This is a genomic window from Ornithinimicrobium sp. F0845 (assembly GCF_023015765.1).
Lineage (GTDB): Bacteria > Actinomycetota > Actinomycetes > Actinomycetales > Dermatophilaceae > Ornithinicoccus.
In genome coordinates, this window is record NZ_JALKAL010000013.1 from 1 (window position 1) to 12,751 (window position 12,751).

A 12,751-nucleotide genomic window follows, 5' to 3' on the forward strand; every position below is an offset into this window, starting at 1 on the left:
CGGCTCGAGCACCTCCGCGGCTCCGCCCTCGGCTTCCGCAACCTCACCAACTACATCGCCAGAGCACTCCTGGAGACCGGCGGATTCAGACCCCAACTACACCCTGGATTGGGATGAGCCGCTTAAGTCGCACCTGGATACCTGCTTCAAATGACAAACCGTCCCTCACCCTGGCTAGAACTGAGGTGCGGCACTGCGATCGCGGACCTTTGGGGTCAGTTGAGTCGGGGCGCGATGCCTGTCCTGATGCGATCAGCGATATCCGCGACATCATCGAGCGATCCTGAAGCGACCTCGATGATGGACGTGTACGCCTCATCGTTGGTGAGAGTGAGCCGGTAACCGTTGAGTCCCAGGAACGCAATTGTGGCCGCGAGGGCAAGTCGCTTGTTGCCGTCGACCAGCGCATGGTTGCGCGCCAACGAGTGCAGCAGCGCCCCGGCCTTCTCCTCGAGATTCTCGTAGGCGTCCACCCCGAAGACGGTTGCCTGTGGTCGCGCCAGGGCCGACTCCAGCAATCCGTGGTCGCGCACGGGTGCCTCGTGGCCAAGCGTTCGCTCGGCGACATGTAGCAGTTCGGACAGGGTCAGGTAGATCACTGACCGAGCCGCTCCAAGGCCTCCGCGTAGCGAGGCAGCTCCTCGTCGAGGACCTGATCGAGCAGCTCGGCTCGACTGTGGTTCTCCACGTACTCGCGCACGGCTTGCCGGGCCACGTCCTGCATCGAACGAGACTCCAGCTGAGCCCGGCGACGTAACGACTCGGTCTCCTCATCCGTCAGTCTCAGGGTCATCGCCATGATCGAATGGTATCAGCCATGACACCACAACGGGCGCTGTGCACAGTGGACGGTAGGCGGCGGAATGACGCAGAAGCCCGGCCGACTTGCCGTTGGTCCGGCCAGGAGACTGCCGCGCGAGCGCCTTGTGTCACCGACGACGGCCAAAAGCAATTGGGACGTGCCCGGACAAGCGAGGAGGCTAAGGCGGTGACCGCACGCGCTCCGGTACCGGTGTTGACGGCCCCTCAACCCGTGTCCGTGCGCGCGACTGGATTGTGCGCAACCATGTTGCCATGAATGGTGCTGAAGCCGATGACGATGAGTCCTGCAACTGGCGCGAGCTACTCGCGCAAGCACAGGACCTCCCAGACGATGCCCCGCCAGCGGATAAGCGTGCACGCGGATTTCGCCTTGAGAAGGTTCTGCTCGGCATGCTGAATGAAGCGGACCTACAGGCTCGAGCGCGTTTTCGGCCCAAGGGAGAGGAACTGGATGGCTCATTTGTACATCACGGTCACACGCTGTTGCTCGAGGCGAAGTGGACCGCAGGCCCGCAACCCGCCTCCGCTCTCTACGCATTCAAAGGCAAGGTCGACGGCAAGTTAGTTGGCACGGTCGGGCTCTTCGTCAGCATGGGCGGCTTCTCAGATGACGCGGTCGACGCCCTGATGGCCGGCAAGGAGGTGAATCTCGTCCTTGCCGATGCGGATGACATCGGTGCTGTGGCAAGCGGCGATGTCAGCATCACCGAGCTGTTGGACCAGAAGCTGCGCCACGCAGCCGAGGTGGGCAACCCGTACCTCACCCGGGATGCCATCGGCCTGACGGGTCAGGCGCCCCCAACGAAGGCAGCTGACCGTAATCGGCGAACGGTGGTGGTAGAAGGCCAGTTCGACGTAAGGCTCCTTCAGGCCGTAGTTGAAGAACTCGGCCCCCCAAGAGTGGATCTGCGGTTTGTTCCCTCTGGGGGTTCGCGCAACCTGTTCACCGTCGCGGACGCGGTTGCGGCTACCCCGAGCGAACCCATCATCATCGTCGCGGATCACGACGTGGAGAGTGGGGCTCCAATTCCTGAATGGGCGCTTGATCGGGAGTCAGACGCGATCCGCCTCCACTTGATGACACCCACTTTGGAGCAAGCCTTGGGGATCCTCCCGGACGGATATGTAGCTGGCAGGCGGCGGGTGCTGGACGTCAGCCAACGGATGTTGGAGCAGCAGGTCGTCCGGGCACGGTTGAAGGAGAGGCGCCTCGAGAACCCTCAAGTCGAGGATCTCCTAAAGGACTTGGGCCTCTGAAGCCCGAATGGAGCTCCGCCTTCGGAGCGGCAGGCAGAGTCAGGGATTTCCTCACCCCGCCGGTTCGGTAGGTCTATAGGCGGCGGTATGACGTAGGCTGCGCGACTCCCGGCCATGGGTAAAGCTCCCTAGCCAGTGATCTCGTTGAGCGCCTTGGCAATGTTCTCGATGGAATCCAGTGTTTCGGTTGGCACGTTCACCGGGTCGGCCATGATGGTGTCGGCGAGGATGCGTGCGACCTTCCACTTCTCGAAGTCCCCGAGATTCTTGCGTTCGAAGAGGGCCTCGAACCGGTCGACAATGTTAGAGATGGCCTTCTCGTCGGCGTTGAAGCGCAAGTCCTTGCTGCCGTACGCGATCTTGACTGCCGCCGCGTAGTAGTCGTCGGGGAACAGGTCTTCAATCTCCCCGGTTGTGTTGCCGTCGTGCGTGTGGTCGCCGACGAAGAGCACCCGGTTGTCGAACCCGAGGACGCGCTCCAACTTCTTGCCCTCTTTGCGGCCGGGCTCGTCGCCGTCCAGCAGGGCAGCGACTTCGACCTCGTGCCCGACCAGCATGCTGGCGAGTGGCACGACCCTGCCTGCGCCGCCTCCGGGGGCCAGGATCACCCTAGGGTCGAGCGCCGTCCGTCCGTTCGCGATGAGCGCGGCGTCGAGGGCTTTGATGATCCAGAAGTCGGTGATGCCCTCCACGAGGACCTGATGCCGGGAGATGAAGAGCGACTGGGCGAGCTGGTAACCGAGCGCGGCCTGAAGCGGGAAGAGCGCGTCCTTATCCTTGGGCCAGACATCATCAGAGACCTTCGTGGAGCCGGTGATCTTGTCCTCGTAGACGGGACGGATTTCTTCGAGGTGCTCGCCGTCGACCATGAAGGGTGAGTGGGTCGAGTAGATGACCTGGTTCTCGTCGGTGATCTTACGCAGGAACTCGATGATCTTCGCCTGCGCGGTGCCGTGTAGCGAGTTCCCAGGCTCATCGAGCAGGAGGACGCTGTTCTTGTGGTTGTCCGCAGCCTCAACGAGGAAAATCAGGAAGAACGAGAAAAAGTACTGCATGCCCTGGCTTCGCTGATCGAGTTCGATCTCGCTCGGGTCGAGGTCGTCTGAGACCCACACACGGAAGTAGTCGCCGTCGAGGTCGTAGCGGAACTTGTGGCGGCGCTGGAGCCACCACGCGCCGAACTTCTCGGTCATGGCCTGTCCGGCGGAAGAAGCGCGGATGGCGCGCTCGTCGACGCGCCGGCGTGCTTCCTCCTGGTCGGTGATCTGCCTGGTGTTCAGTTCGTGGAGTTTTCGGGGGTCGAGGTCGACGTGGCGGAAGAGGGCACGGGTGGTGCGGACGCGCGGCGCGTGCGGGGTCTGCTGCATCTGGGTGATGAAGGTGGGGATGTGGATAGCGCTGTCGAGCACGTCGTAGCGGTCGAAGTAGATGAACTGCGGCATGTGGTCAACCACCCAGTCCCGAGCGGCACTCAGCTTCTTGCGCTGTTGGGCCTCCTCATGAAGGGGCCGCAGCACGCCGAGAAGCCCGCTGAGTGCGTCCCGGTGCCACTGCTCAGTCACTTGGGCGGTGACAGCCTTGTACATCTCTGCGAGGGCGTCGGCGGGAACGACGCCCGATGCCGGAATCTTTTCACCGAGGGTGGCGAGGGTCTGAGACAGGCTGGCCTTGATCGGTGCGAAGTCCTCGCCGTGCCCGTCGGGGGCAAAGGTCTCCGCGAAGTCACTGAGTGCCTTCTCGATCTTCGGCTTCGTCTCCGACCCTGGCAGGTAGTCGTTTCCGATGGCGGGTGAGAAGGCGACCCACCACTTGTTGTTGTAGCTGCGACCGACCACGGCCGACTTCACGTCCGCGAGGAGCGGAGAGATGGCAGTCAAGCCGGCGATGTCGTCCTTGTCGAACTCGAAGCGCGCGCTCGCTACGTTTTCGGTGTCCTTGTAGTCGTTCGAGAAGCGACGACGGGGGTACTCCCGAAGGCCGTCGTAGTCCTCCTCATCGGAGGGGTTCAGCTTCGACAGTCCACGCAGGATGGCGGACTTCCCGGCCTCGTTCTTGCCGACCAGGACGGTGAGGTCCCTGCAGTCGATCCACCCGGTGTCTTCAATACGCTTGTAGTTCTGGACACGGAATGCGGTCAACCGCATGGCTTACCCCTGACGACGTGATTGCTGGCTGCGCGACAGCCTATCGGGCAGGACCGACACCTGCGGTTTACTCTGCTCGGTCTCAACTACGGCGGTCATCGGGTCCCCCTCGCGCCCTACGGGTCCGTCAGTTACTGTGCGTCAGGTCGGCGGGCGCGCAGCGCGCCGTACCGCTGTCTGTCGAACCAGCGACAGCACCTTGTGTCTGGCCCGATGAGCCGGTGGGCGGCACAAGCTGACCGTCATTCTGGGCGGAATGCAGTGCTGGGTCGCACGGGACGCGACATGCCGAATACCGGCGCTCTTGTCAGGCTGGACCGGCCATGGAACAGCCTCGATGGCTGCCAACTGTGCGCTGCAGCATCGCAGCACGGAAACCAGCCTGGAAACGTGTGCGGGTGTCGAGTTGGCCGAACAGGGTCTGCATTCTGCGCTGGAAGGTGCGGACGCTGACCCCGAGACGGCCCTTGCGAAGTCGCCGTCAAGCCTGAGCTGCCAATCGGACGCTGGCGGGAGTCGCAAATTGATATCGCCCATGGCATCGGGGACAGTCGAGAGCCTGCAGCACCTCGGCGTCTGCGCTGACCGGCACTGGCGACACCGTGGACTCGCGGCTGTGACTTCAACCGGGGTGATGTCCTTCGAGTCCGCCCTGACCTGCCCAACGGCCGGCGTGCTGAGCTCGCCCACCGCTTCATCGCCAGCCTGGACGAGCTTGCAGACGACCCCACCGTCGTCGCCGGGCAGTGGAGCACCGAGCTCCGCCGTCGGCTCACGTGTATCGAGGCAGGGTCGACATCCGGCATCCCCAGGACGAACGCGAGAAGCGCAAGACTCTTCCATAAGGCGCACCGGCACCTACGCCACCCCCGTAGTGGGAAGACCCGCGCCGGGCAGAGGTGTCCGCGCCGGCGCACGGACACTCACACTTGGTACGTAGATGGTCCGTGACCGACTGCGGACCGCCACAACCACCCATCACGAACCGCGCCGCCCAACATCGTGACCTGCGGATTCACCACGAGCTCACCCCGGAGTCCCGCCAGGCGGCGCACTCCTAAAGCTGGTGTCGCAGGTTCGAATCCTGCCGGGGGCACTCGTCATCCTCGTGCGACCTCCCGCCCGAGGCGGGCTCTCTAGAGGGGCGCAGGTGAACCCGTGGGACTGCTCGATCCGTGTATGTCCCGAGCACGATCGTGCTGATCTGTCGCGCAGTGCCCATGGGGGTCATCGTCTTGATGGCAGCTGACTTCGCAGCGCGATGCGATCGGTGAGTCACACCGTGTCTCTCCCACCGCGGTTGCTGGGTCAGGGTGCCGCTCGACGCGTTCGGTCGGACTATGCGCCCGGTCGCAGGAGGCCGGTCTCGTAGGCCAGGATGATCGCCTGGCTGCGGCTGCGCAGCCCCAGCTTGAGCAGGATGCTCGCGACGTGTGACTTCACGGTCGCGGGGCTGATGAAGAGCCGCTGCGCGATCTCCAGGTTCGTGAACCCTCGGGCCACCTCGAGCATGACGTCGCGCTCGCGGTCAGACAGGGGATCAAGCGCTGCCGGGTCGACCTCCCCGGATCGTCGCTGCAGGAATTCATCGGCCATCCGGCGCACGACCGGGCCAGCCATCGGCATCTCACCACGGACGGCATTGTGCACGGCTGCGACCAGCGACTGGGGATCGTCGTCCTTGAGCAGGAAGCCCGTGGCCCCGGCCCGCAGGGCTCGCACGACGTTGTCGTCCATGTCGTACGTCGTGAGCACGACGACCGGCGGCGGCTCCTCGGCCGCGGTGATCCGCCGCGTCGCCTCGATGCCGTCCATCCCTGGCATGCGGATGTCCATCAGCACGATGTCGGGCCGCTCGCGCTTGACGACGTGCACGGCCTCGGCACCGTCCGACGCCTCGCCGCAGACCTCCAGCCCCGGGTCCTGGTTGAGGATGAGGACGAGTCCGCTCCGCACGAGTGCCTGGTCGTCGACGACGACGATCCGGATCACACTCCCACCCCTACGAGCGGCAGCTCGGCCCGGACCCGCCAGCCGGGGCGGTCCGGCCGCGGTCCGGCGGTGAACGTGCCGCCATACATCGAGACGCGCTCGCGCATCCCTACCAGGCCCTGGCCGGGTATCGCTGGCCCCGCGCCACCCCGCTCGACCGCGCCGCAGTCCTCTACCTCGATCGCCAGTGCGGTGGGTGACCAGTCGAGGGTGACCGCGGCGGCCGCCCGTGGGCCTGCGTGACGCCGGGCGTTGGTCAGTGCCTCCTGGACGATCCGGTATGCCGCCAACCCCAGTCCCGGTGAGGAGCTCCCCGGAGTGCCCCGCACGAGAAGCATCGCCGCCGCCTGATCGACGAGAGTCGGTATGTCGGCGAAGCCCGGCTGCGGGTGCGCCCCGCCGACGTCGCGGGTGGCGGTGTTGTCGTCGGTGTCGGTGATCGTGTCCGTATTGGTGGCGCTGTCGTCGGCGGTCGTGCTGTTGCCGGGTGCACGGACGGTCGTCAGAAGCCGCCGGGACTCCCCGAGCGCGCTGCGACCCACCTGCCGGATCGCGGCGACCCGCGCCCGTTGGTCGCTGCCCGGAGGGAGCGTTCCCTCCACCGCCCCGGCCTGGACCACGATGATGGACAGGGAGTGCGCGATGACGTCGTGGAGCTCGCGAGCGATGCGGTGCCGCTCCGCGGTGATCATCGCCTCCGCGTGGTGGTCCCGCTCACGCTCCAGCGCCTCGGTGAGTTGTTGGAGACGTGTCGCCTGGTCTCGGCTCCGACCCGTGATGATCCCGATGAGGAGCGCCGGGCCGATGATGATGACGGGCACCACGAGGACCTCACCGAGGCTTTCCGCGACCTGCGACTGCAGGATCCACGTGCTGGCGAGCAAGAGCGTCGCCGCGCCTGCGCGGCGCTCCCCGCGCAGGCCAAAACCCACCGAGAAGGTCACGACGAGTGCAGCGGGCAGCAGCCACAGCGAGTCGAGAGAGTCGGTGGCGACCGAGGCGACGGCGAGACCGACACTGGCTGTGACGGCCATCGCCATCGGCGCCACCGTCCGCAGGGCAACCGATCCGAGCATCAGGAGGGACCCGGCGAGGCCGAGCACCTCCCGCGGCCCATCCACCCCGGGGAGCGCGGAGACCAGCGCGGCCGTGACCAGCGCCGCGGCGAGCAACACGTCCACGACCTCGACCGGGATGCGGCTGACCTTCACGAGCCTCAACCTATCCGTCACGCGGCGCGGACGGCATCGGCCGTTCGGGTGATAGCTGGCGCCCACGCGGCGGGGTGAGAGATGGCCCAGAAACGGCCGCATGGCTGTTGGGGCGACAGCGCAGCGCGAGGACCGTCGGTCGTGTCGCTTTCCGGCCACACCATCGGAGGTCATCCGTGCAACCCAACCCAGCACTCCCCAGCTCATCCACGCCCGCCGCGACACCCACGCACACCGGCACCTTCCCACCCACCGGGGCGGCCACGACCCCCACCTCACCACTGGTGTGGGTGCGGGCCACAGCCCTGTGCCTCGTCCTGGCCCCGCTCCTGCAGGTCGCCGAGGTCGCCATCTCTCCCCTCGGCGGCGACACCTTCGGCCAGTTCGAGGCCATCGCGGCCCACGAGTCCGCTTTCGTGATCAGCGTGCTGCTGGGACTCGCAGCCACGGTTCTCTACGTCCCGGCCTTCGTCGGTCTGGCCCACGCCGTCGCGCAGCGGTCACCCGTCCTGGCTCTGGTCGCCGCGCTCCTGTCCATCTGTTCCATGGTGGGGTTCGGCGGCGTTCGGGCGGTGCAGGGGGTGCAGCTCGAGCTCACCCAGGGCGCCATCGATCGCGACGACGCGGTGGCCCTGCTCGACGGTGCGAACCCGATCATGGCGGCCGTCCTCGTACTCTTCATGGCCGGCACCCTGGTGGGTCTGATCACGCTGGTGATCGCGGTGTGGCGCTCCGGGCGGTTCCCCAAGGCACCCCTCGTCATGGTCCTCGCCTTCGTGCTGTTCGACATGGTCGGCGGACCACTGTCCGGCGGGGCGGGGTCCACCCTCGTCCCCGTCACCTCACACCTGTTCTTCCTCGCCGGTCTCGGGTGGCTCGGTCTCGTGCTGTGGCAGCAGACAAGGCTCGGTGATGAGACGGTCGAGAGGTCAGGATCGGCGAACCCGCCACAGGAGGGACTGGTCCCTGGGTCGCGTGCCTGAACGCGGGTGCGTGGCGACGTTGCCACGCACCCGCGTTGCGAGGTGCGATGCAGTCAGGCGAACTGAGGTGGCGCAGCTGTAGCAGCGCCGCCAGCACGAGTGCCGGCACCGGTCGCGACTGCTCCGCCCCCTGGTCGTCCACGAAAGTAATCACGCCCCCGGCGTAGGTGCCGGCCTGATCCGGCAAACGTTGGGACGGGACGGACGCCTACCTCGCCTCCGTGCAGGCCGGCAGACGACGGCAGCCGCTCAACTTTCAGGCGAGCAGCAGCGAAGACACCAAGTGGTCAACCGCTCAGGCGGTCAACCGGATGGTCGTCGTGCCCTCGATCGCCCCGTAGCGCTCCGGCGTGCAGGTCAGCAGAATGACCTGGGTGCCGTCACCGGGGGCACCCAGCACCGCGCCCACACGTTCGAGCCGCTCGGGGTCGGTGTAGCCCAGGGCGTCGTCGATGATCACCGGCACCCCGTCCCCCGCCTCCACGAGGCTGGCCACGGCGAGGCGGGACAGGATGCCGAGCTGCTCCTTGGCACCCCCGGAGAGCTGGTCGAACGGGACCCTGGTGCCCTCCAGCGAGCGCGCGGCGATGGTGAGGTCCTCGGCGACCTCGACGTCGAAGGTCTGTCCGTAGACGCCGCGTCCCAGCCGCTGGAGCGCCTCGCGGTAAGGACGCACGTAGGCCTGGTGAGCGGTCTCACGGTGCCTGGTCAACGTCTCGCGCAGGTGCCGGGCCGCCCGCGCCCGCCGGTGCACCCGGTCGAGCTCGCGCCGCAGTCGCTGGAACTCGGCGACCGCTAGGTCGTAGGCCTCCTGCCGGCCCTCGCCGCTGACGAGCTCGACCTGTCCCTGGACCTGCGCCTGCTCCTCGTGCACGCGGGCGACCTCGGCGACGTGCTCGCTGAGTGCACGCTCGGCCGCCTCGAACCGGGCTCGCACGCCCTCGACGTCCGCCTCCTCCAGCTCACGTCCGGTCACCGCGGCCCGCGCCTCCACCTTGGCGTAGGCCGCCCCGGCCTCGGTGACCGCAACCTGCAACGCCTCGTCCGACCGGCGCTCCCGGCTCTCGGCGAGCCGCTGCCGGTCCCGGGTCAGGCGCTCGGCCAGCGTCTCGTTGATCCCCTCGGACTTCTCGACCCGCAGTCTCAGCTGGGCGCAGTGCCGCTCGTGGTCGGCCAGCGCCACCTCCGCCGCCTCGAGGTCGTGCTCGCTCTCGCGCGCCGCGGCTGCTGCTGCGCGCGCCACCGCCCGCGCCGTGGCCTCGTCGACGGGCAGCGCGTAGTCCGCGGGACGGGAGCTCCCGCGGGAGTCCACGACCTCGCGCAGCCGAGCCACCTCGGCCACCAGGTCGGGCTCCGACCGACCGCCCAGCACGTCCGAGAGACGCTCCCGCACGTGTCGGAGCTGCTCAGCGGCGGCGGACCGCTCCCCGGCCGCTGCCCGCGCGGCCTCCACGTCCGGGACGCCGGATGCCTCGAGGAGCTGGGCCAGCCGGGTCTGCGCTGCCCCGAGGTCACTGGCGAGTTGTGCGGCGCTCTCCTCCGGTTGGACGCTCACACGCAGCTCACCCGGGAGCTCGAGCCGCAGGCCGCCCCTGACCGGGACCTCGTGGGCCGCCTCACCTGCCCCGGCGACCAGCACCGACTCGCCGTTGAGGACGACACTCTGCTGCGCCCCCAGCGCCTCGAGCGTCACCCGTGCACCCGTGGCCTCCTGCAAGGTCCGCAGACGGAGCACGTCGCGCTCGGCGATCTCGATGCCACGGACAGTGCTCTCATCCAGATCAGGAGCGGCCTGGAGGCGGGCGCGTGCGGTCTCCTCGTCCGCACGGAGCTCCTCACAGCGAACCTGCAGCCGGGTCAGGTCCGTGATGCGAGCAGCAGCAGCGAGGTGCTCGACGTCGGCGGCCGCGAGGTCGGCAACCTCACGGGCGCGATCGCGGTCGGCACGCGCACCGTCCCGGGAGGCGACCAGGCCAGGGGTGGCAGCCGTCGCCGTCTCCACCTCCGTGCGCACGTGCTGCACCGCGTCCTCGGCAGCACGGATGCGACCCGCGACCTCCTCTAGGTCCAGCACCGAGCGCTCACGGCGAGTCAGGTCGTCCCGAGCCTGCACAGAGTCCTTGCGCGCGCGGGCCAGCGCCGCGGTCGACTCCTCGTGCGCGCGGACGATCTGCGCGACCTCGGTGTCCTGGTCCCGCGTTCGGTCACGCTGGGCCACCAGGCTCGACTGCTGCTGGGTCAGCGAGGCCGCCCGCTCGCGGAGCTGCTCGTGCCGCGCGACGAGGCCCTCGGTCTCGACCAGTTGTCCGTGCGCGTGCACCGCGGCGTCGCGGGCGGTGGTCGCGGCAGTCACCGCCGCCCTCAGCTCGCCCCCGACCCGGCCCGTGGGCGTGTAGTAGCGCAGGAACTCCTTCTCCACCAGCTCGAGCAACGGTGCGCCCTCGGAGGCGTGCAGGTGCGCACCGCTGGCCCCGTCCAGGGCCTCGGTGAGCACTGCGCTGCCGGTGAGCGCCACCTGACCCAACTCGCCGGCCTGGGTGAAGCGCAAGGCCTCCCACAACGGGCGGTCCAGGCTCTCGGCGAGGATCGCATCGAGCCGTTGCTGCGCCGCATCACCGCTGAGCTGCTCGCGTCCCGGCGCCAGGATCTCCAGCTCGGTCGCCACGCCGCGCAACCACTGGGTCATGAATCGCAGGCGGTAGCGGCCCACCGAGAACTCAGCCTCGACCCGCGGCCCTACGTCCCGACCGACCGGCTGCAGGGACTTGACCGCCTTGGCCTGCGAGGACGCCTTGGCCCGCGGGTCGAGGAGCAGGTCGAACGCCTCGAGCAGCGTGGTCTTGCCGATCTCGTTGGGTCCCTCGATGATCACGACGCCGGAGTCGGGGAACTCGATGGTCCGGTCCGTCACGCCCTTGACATCGCGCAGGTGCAGTCGGTGCAGCCTCACCGCGCCACCTCCCGGGAGAAACGGTGAAGCAGTGCGAGCGCGTCGGTGGCGCTCTGGCCGTCCGGCTCGGCGTCACCGGTGAATGCCCAGCCCAAGGGGTCCTCATCGGCGAGATCGGCGTCCGCGCCACCGTCGATCAGCTCGGACCCGGACTCGTCGACGTCATCACGCGCGTGGACCGAGCCACCCGCGTCGTCGGACCCGGCGAGCGCCAGCTGCCGCATCTCGTCCGCCGCAGCGCTCAGGAAGCCTCCGAGTGCCAGTTGCTCCAGGTCGGCGTCGTCCGCGCTGACCCGGAGAGCGGTGTGCCGATCCCACGTCGACAGCGCGGCAAAGACGTCACCCTGAGCCTCCAGCAGGTCGGCGAGGTCGGCGTGGGCGGCGACGCCCAGGGCACCGTGCAACGCCAGCCGCACGACGGTCCGGTCCTTGTCGGGGATCGCCGCCAGCTCCCGCGCCAGGGCGCTCACGTCCGCCGCGCCCCCGAGCTCGCGGCGCAGCGTGCGGAACGCCCACGTGCCCACGTGGTGCGGCGTGACCACAGGCGGGGTGCCGGCCTCGACCTCGACGACCAGGACGTCGCCGGGCAGGTCCTCGCGGTGACTGGTGACCTCGGGTGCCCCGGAATACCACACGGCCCCGGACTCCCCCACGCTCGTGCGGGAGTGCCGGTCGCCGAGCGCGACGTAGTGGATCCGCCCGGCGGCGATCTCCTGCTCGAGCGGCGCCAGGGCGATCGCACCGGCGTTGGCCCGGTCGGGGTCCAGCACGTCGACCGCCCCGTGACCCACCACGATCCGGACCGGGTCGTCGGAGCCGGCTGACGGCATACTCCCTCCCGCGAGTGCGGCGGCGACCGCCGCGCCGACGAGGTCCCGCCCGGGGCGCTTGCCCGACCAGGGCGCCGGGATCAGCTCGACGCCCGCGCGCACCAGCACCGGCTCGGCGTCGGTCAGGACGTGCACGTGGTCGGGGCAGTCGCGGACGAACTGGGGGCTGCGATAGATCGTCACCGGGTCCAGCGGGTCGTGGTTGCCGGGCAGCAGATAGACGGGCACCGGCACGGTGGCCAGCGCCTCGAGCGCCCGCCCGACGGTCTGCCTGGACAGCTGGTTGGTCTCGAAAACGTCCCCGCACACCACGACGAACTCGCACTCCTGCTCGCCCGCCACGGCACCGATGCGCCGGATGGCGTCGATGCGGGCGGCGGTGAAGCGCGCTTGGGCCTCGCCGTCCAGGTAGTGCCGCGTCATGCCGATCTGCCAGTCGGCGGTGTGCAGGAACCTCACTCGTCCTCCTCCCGAGGTGATGTCCTCACCGTAGGAGAGAGCACCGACAGACCCCGGCTGGCACACCGGGGAGGGACGGATCCGGGCAGTATGACGAGCGCTG

The 12,751-nt window shown here is 68.3% G+C and carries 9 protein-coding genes; 2 read left to right on the top strand and 7 right to left on the bottom strand.

Translation table 11 applies throughout. The annotated features are described in order from the left end of the window. Positions 1-215 precede the first annotated feature (215 nt). Positions 216-599, bottom strand: coding sequence for a type II toxin-antitoxin system death-on-curing family toxin (locus MWU75_RS15925; RefSeq protein ID WP_247092686.1), 384 nt, complete (start codon positions 597-599; stop codon positions 216-218). Beyond that, positions 596-799, bottom strand: coding sequence for a DUF6290 family protein (locus tag MWU75_RS15930; RefSeq protein ID WP_247092688.1), 204 nt, complete (start codon positions 797-799; stop codon positions 596-598). Before MWU75_RS15930 ends, MWU75_RS15925 begins: the two co-directional genes overlap by 4 nt. A 275-nt stretch (positions 800-1,074) precedes the next feature. On the opposite strand from MWU75_RS15930, the gene MWU75_RS15935 reads away from it, so the two are divergent. Further along, entirely contained in the window at positions 1,075-2,079 is a 1,005-nt protein-coding gene (locus MWU75_RS15935; protein ID WP_247092690.1) for a hypothetical protein, read from the top strand. A 128-nt stretch (positions 2,080-2,207) separates the two neighbouring features. On the opposite strand, the gene MWU75_RS15940 is transcribed toward MWU75_RS15935, so the two are convergent. The 3 genes from MWU75_RS15940 to MWU75_RS20390 all read right to left on the bottom strand — a co-directional run bounded on the left by MWU75_RS15940 (position 2,208) and on the right by MWU75_RS20390 (position 7,426). Continuing rightward, positions 2,208-4,223: an AAA family ATPase gene (locus MWU75_RS15940; protein WP_247092692.1), complete on the bottom strand. Its 2,016-nt coding sequence runs from the start codon at positions 4,221-4,223 to the stop codon at positions 2,208-2,210. A 1,338-nt stretch (positions 4,224-5,561) separates the two neighbouring features. After that, positions 5,562-6,215 carry a response regulator transcription factor gene (locus MWU75_RS15945; protein WP_247092694.1) on the bottom strand — a complete coding sequence of 218 codons (654 nt, stop codon included), beginning with the start codon at positions 6,213-6,215 and terminating at the stop codon, positions 5,562-5,564. Continuing rightward, the gene (locus tag MWU75_RS20390; RefSeq protein WP_247092696.1) at positions 6,212-7,426 is read right to left on the bottom strand and encodes a histidine kinase; all 1,215 of its coding nucleotides are present in this window, start codon (positions 7,424-7,426) and stop codon (positions 6,212-6,214) included. The genes MWU75_RS15945 and MWU75_RS20390 overlap by 4 nt, the downstream gene beginning before the upstream one ends. Before the next feature lie 176 nt (positions 7,427-7,602). Between MWU75_RS20390 and MWU75_RS15955 the strand changes: the two genes are divergently transcribed. Then, positions 7,603-8,409, top strand: a complete 807-nt coding sequence (locus MWU75_RS15955) for a hypothetical protein (protein ID WP_247092698.1) — start codon at positions 7,603-7,605, stop codon at positions 8,407-8,409. Between the two features lie 295 nt (positions 8,410-8,704). Here MWU75_RS15955 and MWU75_RS15960 read toward each other — a convergent pair whose 3' ends face one another. Both MWU75_RS15960 and MWU75_RS15965 read right to left on the bottom strand, forming a co-directional pair. Beyond that, entirely contained in the window at positions 8,705-11,359 is a 2,655-nt protein-coding gene (locus tag MWU75_RS15960; protein WP_247092700.1) for an AAA family ATPase, read from the bottom strand. Further along, positions 11,356-12,648 carry a metallophosphoesterase gene (locus tag MWU75_RS15965; protein ID WP_247092702.1) on the bottom strand — a complete coding sequence of 431 codons (1,293 nt, stop codon included), beginning with the start codon at positions 12,646-12,648 and terminating at the stop codon, positions 11,356-11,358. The genes MWU75_RS15960 and MWU75_RS15965 overlap by 4 nt, the downstream gene beginning before the upstream one ends. Positions 12,649-12,751 lie beyond the last annotated feature (103 nt).